Annotated in this window: 10 protein-coding genes; 3 read left to right on the top strand and 7 right to left on the bottom strand. The window is 58.2% G+C overall.

The annotated features are described in order from the left end of the window. Positions 1-4: 4 nt before the first annotated feature. The 4 genes from wzzE to trxA all read right to left on the bottom strand — a co-directional run bounded on the left by wzzE (position 5) and on the right by trxA (position 4,465). Positions 5-1,057 carry an ECA polysaccharide chain length modulation protein gene (gene wzzE, locus ACJ8HA_RS15745; RefSeq protein WP_033631474.1) on the bottom strand — a complete coding sequence of 351 codons (1,053 nt, stop codon included), beginning with the start codon at positions 1,055-1,057 and terminating at the stop codon, positions 5-7. A 27-nt stretch (positions 1,058-1,084) separates the two neighbouring features. Beyond that, entirely contained in the window at positions 1,085-2,182 is a 1,098-nt protein-coding gene (gene wecA, locus ACJ8HA_RS15740; RefSeq protein ID WP_025304855.1) for a UDP-N-acetylglucosamine--undecaprenyl-phosphate N-acetylglucosaminephosphotransferase, read from the bottom strand. A 296-nt stretch (positions 2,183-2,478) separates the two neighbouring features. Next, the gene (rho, locus tag ACJ8HA_RS15735; RefSeq protein WP_004934188.1) at positions 2,479-3,738 is read right to left on the bottom strand and encodes a transcription termination factor Rho; all 1,260 of its coding nucleotides are present in this window, start codon (positions 3,736-3,738) and stop codon (positions 2,479-2,481) included. 400 nt (positions 3,739-4,138) lie between these two features. Then, a complete protein-coding gene (trxA, locus tag ACJ8HA_RS15730; protein WP_025304854.1) occupies positions 4,139-4,465 on the bottom strand; it encodes a thioredoxin TrxA in 327 nt (108 codons plus the stop codon). A 131-nt stretch (positions 4,466-4,596) separates the two neighbouring features. Between trxA and rhlB the strand changes: the two genes are divergently transcribed. Both rhlB and ppx read left to right on the top strand, forming a co-directional pair. Continuing rightward, positions 4,597-5,883, top strand: coding sequence for an ATP-dependent RNA helicase RhlB (gene rhlB, locus ACJ8HA_RS15725; protein ID WP_025304853.1), 1,287 nt, complete (start codon positions 4,597-4,599; stop codon positions 5,881-5,883). Between the two features lie 5 nt (positions 5,884-5,888). After that, on the top strand, positions 5,889-7,385 hold the full coding sequence (gene ppx, locus ACJ8HA_RS15720; RefSeq protein WP_043142260.1) for an exopolyphosphatase: 1,497 nt from the start codon (positions 5,889-5,891) through the stop codon (positions 7,383-7,385). A gap of 32 nt (positions 7,386-7,417) precedes the next feature. Here ppx and rep read toward each other — a convergent pair whose 3' ends face one another. After that, positions 7,418-9,442 carry a DNA helicase Rep gene (rep, locus tag ACJ8HA_RS15715; protein WP_043142264.1) on the bottom strand — a complete coding sequence of 675 codons (2,025 nt, stop codon included), beginning with the start codon at positions 9,440-9,442 and terminating at the stop codon, positions 7,418-7,420. A gap of 109 nt (positions 9,443-9,551) precedes the next feature. On the opposite strand from rep, the gene ppiC reads away from it, so the two are divergent. Continuing rightward, positions 9,552-9,833, top strand: coding sequence for a peptidylprolyl isomerase PpiC (gene ppiC / locus ACJ8HA_RS15710; protein ID WP_004934175.1), 282 nt, complete (start codon positions 9,552-9,554; stop codon positions 9,831-9,833). Positions 9,834-9,859: 26 nt separating this feature from the next. Here ppiC and ACJ8HA_RS15705 read toward each other — a convergent pair whose 3' ends face one another. Continuing rightward, on the bottom strand, positions 9,860-11,362 hold the full coding sequence (locus ACJ8HA_RS15705; RefSeq protein WP_025304850.1) for a M16 family metallopeptidase: 1,503 nt from the start codon (positions 11,360-11,362) through the stop codon (positions 9,860-9,862). A gap of 260 nt (positions 11,363-11,622) precedes the next feature. Further along, positions 11,623-12,909 carry a dicarboxylate/amino acid:cation symporter gene (locus ACJ8HA_RS15700; RefSeq protein ID WP_016929514.1) on the bottom strand — a complete coding sequence of 429 codons (1,287 nt, stop codon included), beginning with the start codon at positions 12,907-12,909 and terminating at the stop codon, positions 11,623-11,625. Between the last annotated feature and the right edge of the window lie 92 nt (positions 12,910-13,001).

The raw sequence follows: 13,001 nt of genomic DNA, 5'->3' as shown, positions 1-13,001 counted from the left end.
TTTTTTAACTACGCGGCCGACGCGCCAAGGCAACACCCGCGCCAACCAAAGCGCCCATCGCGCCCCACAGAATCAGCCAGAATACCCGGCGTGGGCTGTCACGTTTTACCGGCTCTTCCGGCGTGCGCAAATAACGATAGGTCTGGAACTTCTCATCCAACGTCGGGCCAACGTTCAGCGTCGCCAGCATCGCGCGGTTCTGATCGTAATCCAGATCGTAGGTCGGGCCGGAGGCCTGCAGGCCTTCCAGACGTGCCTGCAGCATTGGCCGGCCCAGCAGGAACAGATCCGAATCCGGCAGTTGCTCGGCCGGAGTGTCGGTTTGCGTGCGGCTAATCCCCTGGCTTTCAGCGATTTTCAGCGCCTGCTGCGTGGTATTCAGCTCGCGCTTGTAAACCGACTCTGCCACCGCTTCCTGACGCTTGACCTGCGCCTTCATCGAGGTGGTGCGAGCGGCCCATGCCCCCTGGATCTCTTCGTTCAGGTGCAGAGCAGCACGGTGGCTGGCGAAAGCCACGTATTGACGCAGCAGGCGGTTGGCGTCCGCGGCGGTTTCCGCCGTCAGCTTCACGCCGTCGTTCGGGACTTTTTTGTCGTCACGCGGCGTGAACAGGATGTTGTTGATCAGCTCGTCGAGCAGCGCCGCATCGGCGCGGGCATCCCCTTCCTGACGTTGCTTGTAATAATCACTCTGCAGCCAGAAATCGCGACGCGTATCGTAAGCCGCCAGTTGCATGATGAACTCATTGTACGCTTCATCCGCGATGCTCGGCTGATCGCCCGCCGTCGCCGGCAACGTGCGCACATCCAGATTGCGCAGGAACTGTTGCTGGGAGTAGTAACCGCCCAGCGCATTCACCGTGGGTTTGTCGGTGATTGCGGTCGCGCTCCATTCTTGCTTAACCAGATAAGAGACGATCAGCGCGACCGCCGCGAACAGCACCGCAATGCCGATTATCCACGGTTTGCCGCGCCACAGGGTGCAGCACAGGCCGCGGATATCGAGTTCGTTATCCACCGCCGGGGTATGCTTGTCAGACGTTGTTTCTGGATTCATCACAGCCAAAAAGCCTCTGGTCTCTGGTTAAGGTACTTGCTTGTTATCGCCCGAACGCCGCAGCCGGCGCTTGATACGCTTAATGTACCGCGCAACCCGCCAGGCGCGCTTGATGCAGTAACCGTACAGGAAGAATGCAAGCAAGAATAATGCCAACATAACCCACTCAGGGATAAAAGTCAGGCGTTCGCCGATCACGCCCACCGCCGCCAGCAATGCGGCCGCCAGGGTGATCAATACGAAAGCCTGCCGTGGCGTAAAGCCGGCGCGCATGATCAGGTGGTGAATATGTTGACGATCGGGAGAGAAGGGGCTCATCCCCTTGCGTAAACGACGATACATGATTGCTATCATGTCCATCAGCGGAATAGCGATGATCCACAGCGCAGTCACCGGGTTAATCGAGTGTGCCTTGCCCTGCGAGCTTTGCAACAGCAGCCAAATGGCGGTAAAGCCGATCAGGGTACTGCCGGCATCCCCCATGAACACCTTATAACGGCGGCCGAGGATGCCGAGGTTGAGCAAAATATAGGGAACGATGGTGGCGATCATCGCAAAGCACCAGAACGCCATCTCATGGTGACCGCTCAGGTACAGCAACAGACCCAGCGCGCCGAAGGAAACGCATGACAGCCCACCCAGCAGGCCATCAATGCCATCGACCATGTTGAAGGCGTTGATCGCCGCCCATACCGCGAACAGCGTCACCAAATAGCCGAACGGCCCCAGCAACATCTCCCAGTCGCCCAGCACATGGCCGAAGCTGCGCAGATACAGACCGGCGAACACCATCATGGCGATGCCGACCAACGCCTGCACCAGGGCGCGGATCTTAACGCTGATGTCAAAACGATCGTCGAGCGCGCCCACAAACACCAGAATGCCGGCGCAGGTGAGGTAAAGCTTGGCGTGCGCGATAGGCTGTTCGGAGATCCAAAATGCGAAGCACAATCCGGCATAAACGGAAATACCGCCGACCAGAGGAATCAGCCCCTGATGGCGTTTGCGATAATTGGGTTTATCTACCAGACCAATACGTTTTGCCGCCTTGCGGGCAACAAAGAGAAAAGCCAAAGAAAACAGGAAAACAAATAGAATTTCAGTACTCATAGTGAGTAAGTTCACAGTTAACAGATCTCTGTAGAAGATAAGGCAGCTTACCACGGGCAATAGCTTGTGCCATCGGCCCCCGCCACCTTTCGGTCATTTCCTATGACAACGGTGATTCATGCCTATTTTCTTCGCATCGGCTGACAAAACGACAGCAGCAAAGCCGACCGACGCAACGCCGACCGACAAACAAGATGAATTCTCAATAAGTCGAGGAAACAACTTACTTTTCCATTACTGCTACTTATCGTATCCGCCAAAAGCGAAAAACGCCACGACTAGGCGTGGCGTTCAGCGAATTTTTTAACGAATTATGAGCGTTTCATCATATCGAAGAATTCATCGTTGGTTTTAGTCATCGCCAACTTATTAATGAGGAACTCCATCGCGTCAATCTCACCCATCGGATGAATGATTTTGCGCAGGATCCACATTTTTTGCAGCTCTTCAGAGGTGGTGAGCAGCTCTTCTTTACGGGTACCGGAGCGGTTGTAATCGATCGCCGGGAATACGCGTTTCTCGGCGATTTTACGCGCCAAGTGCAATTCCATGTTGCCGGTACCTTTAAATTCTTCGTAGATCACTTCGTCCATCTTCGAACCGGTATCAACCAGCGCGGTCGCGATGATGGTCAGGCTGCCGCCCTCTTCCACGTTACGTGCCGCACCGAAGAAACGCTTCGGACGATGCAGGGCGTTGGCGTCCACACCACCGGTCAGCACCTTACCGGAAGCCGGTACCACGGTGTTGTAGGCACGCGCCAGACGGGTGATGGAGTCAAGCAGAATGATCACGTCTTTCTTGTGCTCAACCAGGCGTTTGGCCTTCTCGATTACCATTTCGGCCACTTGTACATGGCGCGAAGCCGGTTCGTCGAAGGTCGATGCGATCACTTCACCTTTCACCAGGCGCTGCATCTCGGTCACTTCTTCCGGACGTTCGTCGATCAGCAGCACCATCAGCACGCAGTCTGGGTGATTGTAAGCGATACTCTGCGCAATGTTCTGCAGCAGCATGGTTTTACCGGCTTTCGGCGGTGCCACGATCAGGCCACGCTGGCCGCGGCCTATCGGGGCCGCCAGGTCCAGTACGCGCGCCGTCAGGTCTTCGGTCGAGCCGTTGCCGCGCTCCATCCGCAGACGGGAATTGGCGTGCAGCGGCGTCAAGTTCTCGAACAGGATCTTGCTGCGGGCGTTTTCCGGCTTGTCGTAGTTGACTTCGTTGACTTTCAACAGGGCAAAATAGCGCTCGCCTTCTTTTGGCGGACGAATCTTACCGGAAATGGTGTCACCTGTGCGGAGGTTGAAGCGGCGGATTTGGCTAGGGGATACATAGATGTCGTCGGGACCGGCGAGGTAGGAACTGTCTCCAGAGCGGAGGAAACCGAATCCATCCTGCAATATCTCGAGCACGCCGTCGCCGAAGATATCTTCTCCGCTTTTCGCATGTTGCTTCAGAATGGAGAAGATAATGTCCTGCTTGCGCATGCGGGCAAGGTTTTCCAGCCCCATATTTTCGCCGAGAGTAATCAGCTCAGAAACCGGCGTATTCTTTAATTCGGTAAGATTCATAGTGGTGGGTTCTTAAACTCGGGGTATGTCTCGAACTTGTATCGTGAATGGTATGGCAGCGAGATGCGTGCCTGTTTACTGGACGTTCGATCACCGGGCGCAGAGCCGTCGCGGTAAGAAATGGCTTACATCGGGCGCACGCATTGACGGTTGAAGATCGAAGGTACCTTAAAAATGATTTTTGCAAAACCGTTTGATTGCCAAAACACGGGCTGAGTTCAGTTTACTTTCAACGCCAGTGGTTCGACACAGAGTATAGCTTTAGATTCAAACTCTTTAGATTTAAAACTTCGGGCAAGTTCTATATGCAGTGTGGTTAAACTTAACACGCTTCTTGGCAGGCGTCTAGCGGTGAATTGAACATCACCGCCAGGCACCTGATACTGGGCTTCCCGCCCGATTACAGATTCGCGTTCAGGAAATCTTTGAGCTGACCTTTAGACAACGCGCCAACCTTGGTCGCGGCCACTTCACCGTTCTTGAACAGCAACAGCGTAGGGATGCCACGGATACCGTACTTAGGCGCGGTAGCCGGGTTCTGATCGATATTCAGCTTGGTGATGGTCAGTTTGCCTTCGAACTCTTCGGCAATCTCATCCAGAATCGGAGCAATCATCTTGCACGGCCCACACCATTCAGCCCAGAAATCGACCAGGATCGGCCCTTCCGCATTCAGCACATCGGCTTCGAAGCTGCTGTCAGTCAGGTGAATAATTTTATCGCTCATGTTCTACTCCACAGGATTATGTCTACCTTGTTGGTGTAGCATTAACCAACTCAAGGTGATTTTATTGCACCGCGTTTATTTCAACGGATGTGCTTTCGTAAAGCAATAGTTAGCTGATATTCTACCACACTATGAGCAAAACACACTTGACCGAACAGAAGTTTTCCGACTTCGCCCTGCACCCGTTAGTCCTTGAAGCCCTTGAGAAAAAAGGGTTTCACAATTGCACGCCTATCCAGGCGTTAGCATTGCCGCTCACGCTCTCCGGGCGTGACGTTGCAGGTCAGGCGCAAACCGGTACCGGAAAGACGCTGGCGTTTTTGGCGTCTACTTTTCACTATTTGCTGACTCACCCGGCGAAACAGGATCGCCAGACCAATCAGCCGCGCGCCTTGATCATGGCGCCTACGCGTGAACTGGCGGTGCAAATCCACTCCGATGCTGAAGCGCTCTCCCAGAGCACCGGCCTCAAACTGGGCCTGGCCTACGGCGGCGACGGCTACGACAAACAGCTGAAAGTGCTGGAAAGCGGCGTGGACATTCTGATTGGCACCACCGGCCGTTTAATCGATTACACTAAGCAGAACTATGTCGATCTCGGCGCGATGCAGGTTGTCGTGCTGGATGAAGCCGATCGCATGTACGATCTTGGCTTTATCAAAGACATCCGTTGGCTGTTCCGCCGTATGCCTACGGCCGATCAACGCCTGAACATGCTGTTCTCCGCTACCCTGTCCTATCGCGTACGCGAATTGGCCTTCGAGCAGATGAACAACGCCGAATATGTTGAAGTGGAACCGGAACAGAAAACCGGCCACCGCATTAAAGAAGAGCTGTTCTACCCGTCCAACGAAGAAAAAATGCGTCTGCTGCAGACGCTGATCGAAGAAGAGTGGCCGGATCGCGCCATCATCTTCGCCAACACCAAGCACCGCTGCGAAGACATCTGGGGCCATCTGGCCGCCGACGGTCACCGCGTCGGCCTGCTGACCGGTGACGTGGCGCAGAAAAAACGCCTGCGCATCCTCGACGATTTCACCAAGGGCAACCTGGATATCCTGGTCGCCACCGACGTCGCCGCGCGCGGTCTGCACATTCCCGCCGTCACGCACGTCTTCAACTACGATCTGCCTGACGACTGCGAAGACTACGTGCACCGCATCGGCCGTACCGGCCGAGCAGGCGCCAGCGGCCACTCCATCAGCCTGGCGTGTGAAGAGTACGCGCTCAACCTGCCGGCGATCGAGACCTATATCGACCACAGCATTCCGGTGAGCAAGTACAACAGCGATGCGCTGCTGACCGATCTGCCGGCGCCGAAGCGCCTGTCGCGTCCGCGCGGCGGCAACGGCCCACGTCGCAACTCCGCGCCTCGTCGCGGCGGCGCGCCGCGCAGCAACCGTAAACGCCCGAGCTGATCGCCATGCTCAGCTCCAGCACGCTTTATGCTGCCATCGACCTCGGCTCCAACAGCTTCCACATGTTGGTGGTGCGCGAGGTGGCCGGCAGCATTCAGACTCTGGCGCGGATCAAGCGCAAGGTGCGCCTGGCGGCCGGGCTGGATCAGCACAATCACCTGTCGCATGAGGCCATGCAGCGCGGCTGGCAGTGTCTGCGGCTGTTCTCCGAACGCCTGCAGGACATTCCGCGCGAGCAGATCCGCGTCGTCGCCACCGCCACGCTGCGCCTGGCGTCCAACGCCGATGAGTTCCTGCAGGTCGCCGAGCAAATCCTCGGCTGCCCGGTGCAGGTGATCAGCGGCGAAGAAGAGGCACGGCTGATTTATCACGGCGTCGCGCACACCACCGGCGGGCCGGATCAGCGGCTGGTCGTCGACATCGGCGGCGGCAGCACCGAACTGGTCACCGGCACCGGCGCACAGGCATCGCAGCTGTATAGCCTGTCGATGGGCTGCGTTACCTGGCTGGAGCGCTACTTCAGCGACCGCAACCTCGGGCAAGAAAACTTCGAGCGCGCCGAACAGGCCGCGCGCGAAATGGTGCGGCCGATCGCACCGCAGCTGCGCCAGCAAGGTTGGCAGATCTGCGTCGGCGCTTCCGGCACCGTGCAAGCGCTGCAGGAGATCATGGTGGCGCAAGGCATGGATGAACGCATCACCCTGCCCAAGCTGCGCCAGTTGAAACAGCGTGCCATTCAGTGCGGCAAGCTGGAAGAGTTGGAGATCGAAGGGTTGACGCTGGAGCGCGCGCTGGTCTTCCCGAGCGGCTTGTCCATTCTGCTGGCCATTTTCCAGGAGCTCGGCATCGAGAGCATGATGCTGGCCGGCGGAGCGCTGCGTGAAGGCCTGGTTTACGGCATGCTGCATCTGCCGGTGGAGCAGGATATTCGCATCCGCACCATCCGCAACCTGCAGCGCCGTTACCTGATCGATACCGAGCAGGCCGAACGCGTGAGCCAGCTCGCCGCCAATTTCTCGCAGCAGGTCGCCAACGAATGGCAGTTAGACGCACGATGTCGCGAGCTATTGCACAGCGCCAGCCTGATCCACGAACTCGGCCTCAGCGTCGATTTCAAGCAGGCGCCGCAACACGCCGCCTACCTGATCCGCCATCTGGACTTACCCGGCTTTACCCCGGCGCAGAAAAAACTGCTGGCCACCCTGCTGCAAAACCAGAGCAACCCTCTCGACCTGTCGCTGTTGAACCAGCAAAACGCCCTGCCGCCGCGCACCGCGCAGCGTCTGTGCCGCATTTTGCGCCTGGCGATCATCTTCGCCAGCCGCCGCCGCGACGACACGCTGCCGGCGGTGCGTTTACGCGCCAATCAGGACGATGAACTGACGGTGATTTTGCCGCCGGGGTGGCTGGAACAGCATCCGCTGCGCGCCGAGGCGCTGGAGCAGGAAAGCCACTGGCAGAGCTACGTCCACTGGACGCTGCGGTTGGAAGAACAACGTTGAAATGACCAGGGCGCGATGAGCGCCCTGTCTTTTTAATTCCCGCCTTTGGCCTTGGCCAGCTGGGCGCGGATATTGGCCAGATGGCTCTGCCCTTTCTGCATCCGCTCCTGCGGGCTTACCACTTTGCGCTCGGTTTCCCACGCCAAATCGTCCTGCGGCAACTCCAGCAGGAAGCGGCTCGGCTCCGGCCGCACCAGCTCACCGTACTGACGGCGCTCGCGGCACAGGGTGAAGATCAGCTCTTTTTGCGCGCGGGTGATCCCCACATAGGCCAGACGCCGCTCTTCGTCGACATTGTCTTCGTCAATGCTGCTCTGGTGCGGCAGCAGGCCCTCTTCCATGCCCACCAGGAACACGTAAGGGAACTCCAGCCCCTTGGAGGCGTGCAGCGTCATCAGCTGTACCTGATCCAGTTCTTCTTCGCTTTCGCCGCGCTCCATCATGTCGCGCAGGGTGAAGCGCGTCACCACCTGGGTCAGCGTCATCGGCTCGTCCAAATCGTTGCCTTCCAGCATCTCCGTCATCCAACCGAACAGCGTGTTGACGTTCTTCATCCGCATTTCGGCGGCCTTCGGGCTGGTCGAGGTTTCAAACAGCCAGCTTTCATAATCCACGCCGCGGATCAGATCGCGCACCGCCGCCACCGGCTCACGCTCCGCCTGTTGAGCGATGCCGCCCAGCCAATGGGTGAAGCGCTGCAACGATTCCAGCCCGCGCCCGGTCAAGTGCTGGCTCAGCCCCAGATCGAAACTGGCGTGGAATAAACTCTTATTGCGCTGGTTGGCCCATTCGCCGAGCTTCTGCAGCGTCGCCGGGCCGATCTCGCGCTTGGGGGTATTGACGATGCGCAGGAAGGCGCTGTCGTCCTCCGGGTTGGTCAGCACGCGCAGGTAGGCCAGCAGATCCTTGATCTCGGGGCGCGAGAAGAACGAGGTGCCGCCGGAAATCTTGTACGGAATGCGGTTCTGCATCAGCATCTTTTCAAACACCCGCGACTGGTGGTTGCCGCGGTACAGGATCGCATAGTCGCCGTAGTTGGTCTTTTTCACGAAGTGGTGGGCGATCAGCTCCCCCACCACCCGCTCGGCTTCGTGCTCCTCGTTGTTGGCGGTCACCACTTTCAGCTCTTCGCCATACCCCAGCTCGGAAAACAGCCGTTTTTCAAACACGTGCGGGTTATTGGCGATCAGGATATTGGCCGCCTTCAGAATGCGCTCGCTGGAACGGTAGTTTTGCTCCAGTTTGATCACCTGCAGCGCCGGGAAATCCTCCTTCAGCAGCACCAAGTTCTGCGGCCGCGCGCCGCGCCAGGAGTAGATCGACTGGTCATCGTCACCCACCACGGTAAAGCGCGCGCGGTTGCCCACTAACAGCTTCACCAGCTCGTACTGGCTGGTGTTGGTATCCTGGTATTCATCCACCAGCAGGTAGCGGATGCGCTGCTGCCAGCGTTCGCGCACCTCTTCGTTGCGTTGCAACAGCAGCGTTGGCAACAGGATCAGGTCGTCGAAGTCCAGCACGTTGCACGCCCGCATATGGGCGTGGTACAGGCCGTAGCAGTGGGCGAACAGCTTGTCGCGCTCCGAGCGCGCCAGCTCCGCCGCCCGCTGGGGATCGATCAGGTCGTTTTTCCAGTTGGAGATGGTCGAAATCAGCTGCGCCACCAGCGTTTTATCGCTTTCCAGCCACTTTTCGGTCAGCTCTTTCAACAGCGCCAGCTGATCCTGGTCATCGAACAGCGAGAAGTTGGATTTCATCCCCAACGCCACGTATTCCCGCTTGATGATCTCCAGCCCCAGGGTATGGAAGGTGGAAATCATCAGCCCGCGCGCCTCTTTGCGCCCCAGGGTTTGCGACACGCGCTCTTTCATCTCGCGCGCGGCCTTGTTGGTAAAGGTCACGGCGGCGATGTGCCGCGCCTGGTAGCCGCAGTGGTGGATCAGGTGGGCTATCTTGTTGGTGATAACGCGCGTCTTGCCGGAACCGGCACCGGCCAACACCAGGCAGGGCCCGGTAACGAATTCGACGGCTTGTTGTTGGCTGGGGTTTAATCGCATGGTGCTGGCTTGCTCGGCTGTAAAACGTGGAAGGGAATTGTAGCAGAAAGCGCCGACGAGATTTAGCGGGTATAATCAGCGCAATTTTCGCATCGACAAAGGCAATACCATGGCAAAAACGGCGTGCGCCCTGCACATTCTGGTAGACAATGAAAAGCTGGCCAACGAGCTGCTGGCCAAGCTGAAGCGCGGCGTCAGCTTCGACACGCTGGCGCGCAAATACTCGAGCTGCCCGTCAAAACGCAACGGCGGCTCGCTGGGCGAGTTCAACAAAGGCGCGATGGTGCCGGCGTTCGATAAAGCGGTGTTCAGCATCCCGCTGCTCAAACCTTACGGCCCGGTCAAAACCCAGTTCGGTTACCACATCATCAAGGTGCTGTACCGCAACTGAGGGGGCCTGAGCCCCCCTGCGGCGAATTACTGCGCGCTGGCGTCCGTCGCCGGCGCTGCCACCGCGGCGTCGGCCGGCTTGGCTTCTTCCGTCACCACCGCCGGCGCCGGCATCATGATGCCGTCATAGGTTTCCTGCAGCTGCTTCATGCTCATTTCCGGCTCGCCCTTCGGCTGCATCAGCACTAGCGTCGCCTCCTGAGAAAGCTGCAGCTTCAGCGCCTGATTCAGCGTCTCCAGCGTCAGGCTGGACAGGAACTCCTGGCGCAGCTTCTGATACAGCTCCGGCGCGATATCCACCACCCCGCTCTGTTGCGAGCGCAGACGCTGGCTCATCAGCACATCGGTGTCGGTGCGGGCGTAGGTCGCGAACAGCTTGCTCAGCTGATCGTTTTTCTGCGCCAGCAACGCATCGAATTCTTCTTTCGACAGGCCGTTGTCACGCACGTTGGCCAGCTCGCGGGCAATAAAGCCCAGGCTGCCGTTCAGATTGTTGTTCGGCGTATCCAGATGAATGGCGCACTGCCCTCGTTGATACTGCACGCGGCAGTCAAAGCCCAGATGCAGGCTCTTCTGTTCGCTTTTTTCCAGCGTCTGCTGGAGATGCCAGAACAGCGCCTCGCGGGCGAGATCGCCACGCCAGTAACGAAGCAGGCTCTGCGAATCGCGAATCGGGTGCCACGGCGAATCCCACATGATCGACAGCGTATCCTGTTTCACCTGCTCGCTGATCAGGCTCACCGGCTGCTGCGGCAGCGGTGTCAGCGTCGGCATCGGGGCCGGGGTTTCACGTTTGCCTTGCAGCGGCGAGAACGCCTTGTTGATCTGCTCGCCCAGGCTGCGGCTGTCAACCTTGCCGACCACGAACAGCGTCATGGCATCCGGGGTATACCACTGTTGGTAGAATTTCTTCAGCTGCTCGAGGTTGACCGGCCGTTTTGCCGGCTGCGCCGGATCGTGCGCCAGCAGCGTCGAGCCTTTCAGGCGGTAACGCCACCAGACGTCTTGGGTATTAGGCGGGAAAGTGCCGACCGGATTGATGCTGGAATTCATCACCGCATGCACCGTATGCTCGTCGATCGCCAATTTGCCGGTGGTATCCGCCAGCCAGGCCAGCGCTTCTTTCAGCAGGTCGGGCCGGTTGTTCGGCAGGCTGAGGTTATACATGGTGAAATCATACGAGATGATAGCCGGCGGCAGCGGCCGCTCGTTGTCCACGCTCTGCTGCCACAGGGCGCGCAGCTGCGGGGCCGTGAAGCTTTCGCTACGCGCCAACGCCAGCCGCGGCAGCAGATGAGCAAAGCCGGTCTGCTGCGAAGACTCCACCAAAGAGCCGGTATTGACGATCAACCGCAGTTCAACGCGGTCACTCGGCCGCTGCGGCGTATCGAGAATCTGCCATGAAAACCCGTTGGCCAACGCCCCCTGCTGCCAGGCAGGGTCGGGTTGTAGTGCTTCAGCCTGCACGCTGCTACTGGCTGCAGCCAATAGCAACCCACCAACTATAAGATGAATTCTGGTGCCCTGCATGTGAACCCCTACTTAATGACTATCCAATTTCTTATGCAAATGCGTGTATTCCATTCAATGGAATCATAAAAATACGCCCTGAGTTTCACGGTGGGGCGGAAAGCAGAAAGTGTACCACCGTGTTAGACCGCGCGCCTTTGCGGATGTCACTCATTAGAGTGAAAAATAATGGATTGCGGGGTTTTTAATGCAAAAAATCGTTACGAGGCAGGGGAAGAACCTCACCGGCCGCGGATGCGGCCGGTGATTTACCGCCGATATCAGGCGGAAGGCAGCGTTTTGTCCGCGCCGGTGTTTTTGTTGTTCAGCGTGTCTTTCAGCTGTTTTTCATCCAGCTGGTTACACCATTTTGCCACCACCACGGTCGCCACCCCGTTGCCCACCAAGTTGGTCAACGCACGGGCTTCCGACATGAAGCGGTCGATGCCGAGGATCAGCGCCAGGCCGGCTAGCGGCAGGTGGCCGACGGCGGAGATGGTGGCGGCCAACACGATAAAGCCGCTGCCGGTGACACCCGCCGCCCCTTTGGAGGAAAGCAGCAGCACCACCAGCAGGGTAATCTGATGCATGATGTCCATGTGGGTATTGGTCGCCTGCGCGATAAACACCGCGGCCATGGTCAGGTAGATAGAGGTGCCGTCCAGGTTGAAGGAGTACCCGGTCGGAATAACCAGACCCACCACTGATTTCTTGCAGCCCAGCTTCTCCATTTTATCCAGCATGCGCGGCAGCGCGGATTCGGACGACGAGGTCCCCAGCACGATCAGCAGCTCTTCTTTGATGTAGTTGACGAATTTGAAGATGCTGAAGCCGTTGGCGCGGGCGATGCTGCCCAACACCACCACCACGAACAGGATACAGGTGATATAGAAGCACACGATCAGTTGGCCGAGTTGCACCAGGGTGCCGACACCGTATTTACCGATGGTAAACGCCATAGCGCCGAAGGCCCCCAGCGGCGCCAGGCGCATGATCATGTTGATGATGCCGAAAATCACCCGCGAGAAGCTGTCGATCACGTTGTAGATCAGCTGCCCTTTGTCGCCCAGACGATGCAGGGCGAAGCCGAACAGTACCGCGAACAGCAGCACCTGAAGAATGTTGCCGCTGGCGAACGCGCCGATCACGCTGCCGGGGATGATGTCCAGCAGGAACGGAATGATGCCCTGCTGCTGTGCCTGCTCGGCGTAGACCGCCACCGCCTTGGCGTCCAGCGTGCCGGGATCGACGTTCATGCCGGCGCCCGGTTGCACCAGGTTGACGATCACCAGACCGATAATCAGCGCGATGGTGCTGACGATTTCAAAATACAGCAGCGCGATGGCGCCGGTGCGGCCCACCGCCTTCATGCTTTCCATGCCGGCGATGCCGGTCACCACGGTGCAGAAGATCACCGGTGCGATGATCATCTTGATCAGTTTGACGAAGCCATCGCCCAGAGGTTTCATCTCGGCGCCGAGGTCAGGGTAGAAATGGCCAAGCAGGATACCCAGCGTGATCGCCGTCAGTACCTGAAAATAGAGGCTCTTAAAGATCGTTGTTTTCATATGAACATCCTATGGGGGGAAGACACGCACCAGGCAGCAGTCTAAAAATCCAGCCTGTTCATTGCTTGCGCGGAAAATAACACCCACTTAAC

Source organism: Serratia sp. CY33802 (genome assembly GCF_052169095.1).
GTDB lineage: Bacteria > Pseudomonadota > Gammaproteobacteria > Enterobacterales > Enterobacteriaceae > Serratia > Serratia bockelmannii.
This window is presented reverse-complemented; position numbering and strand designations above follow the sequence as displayed.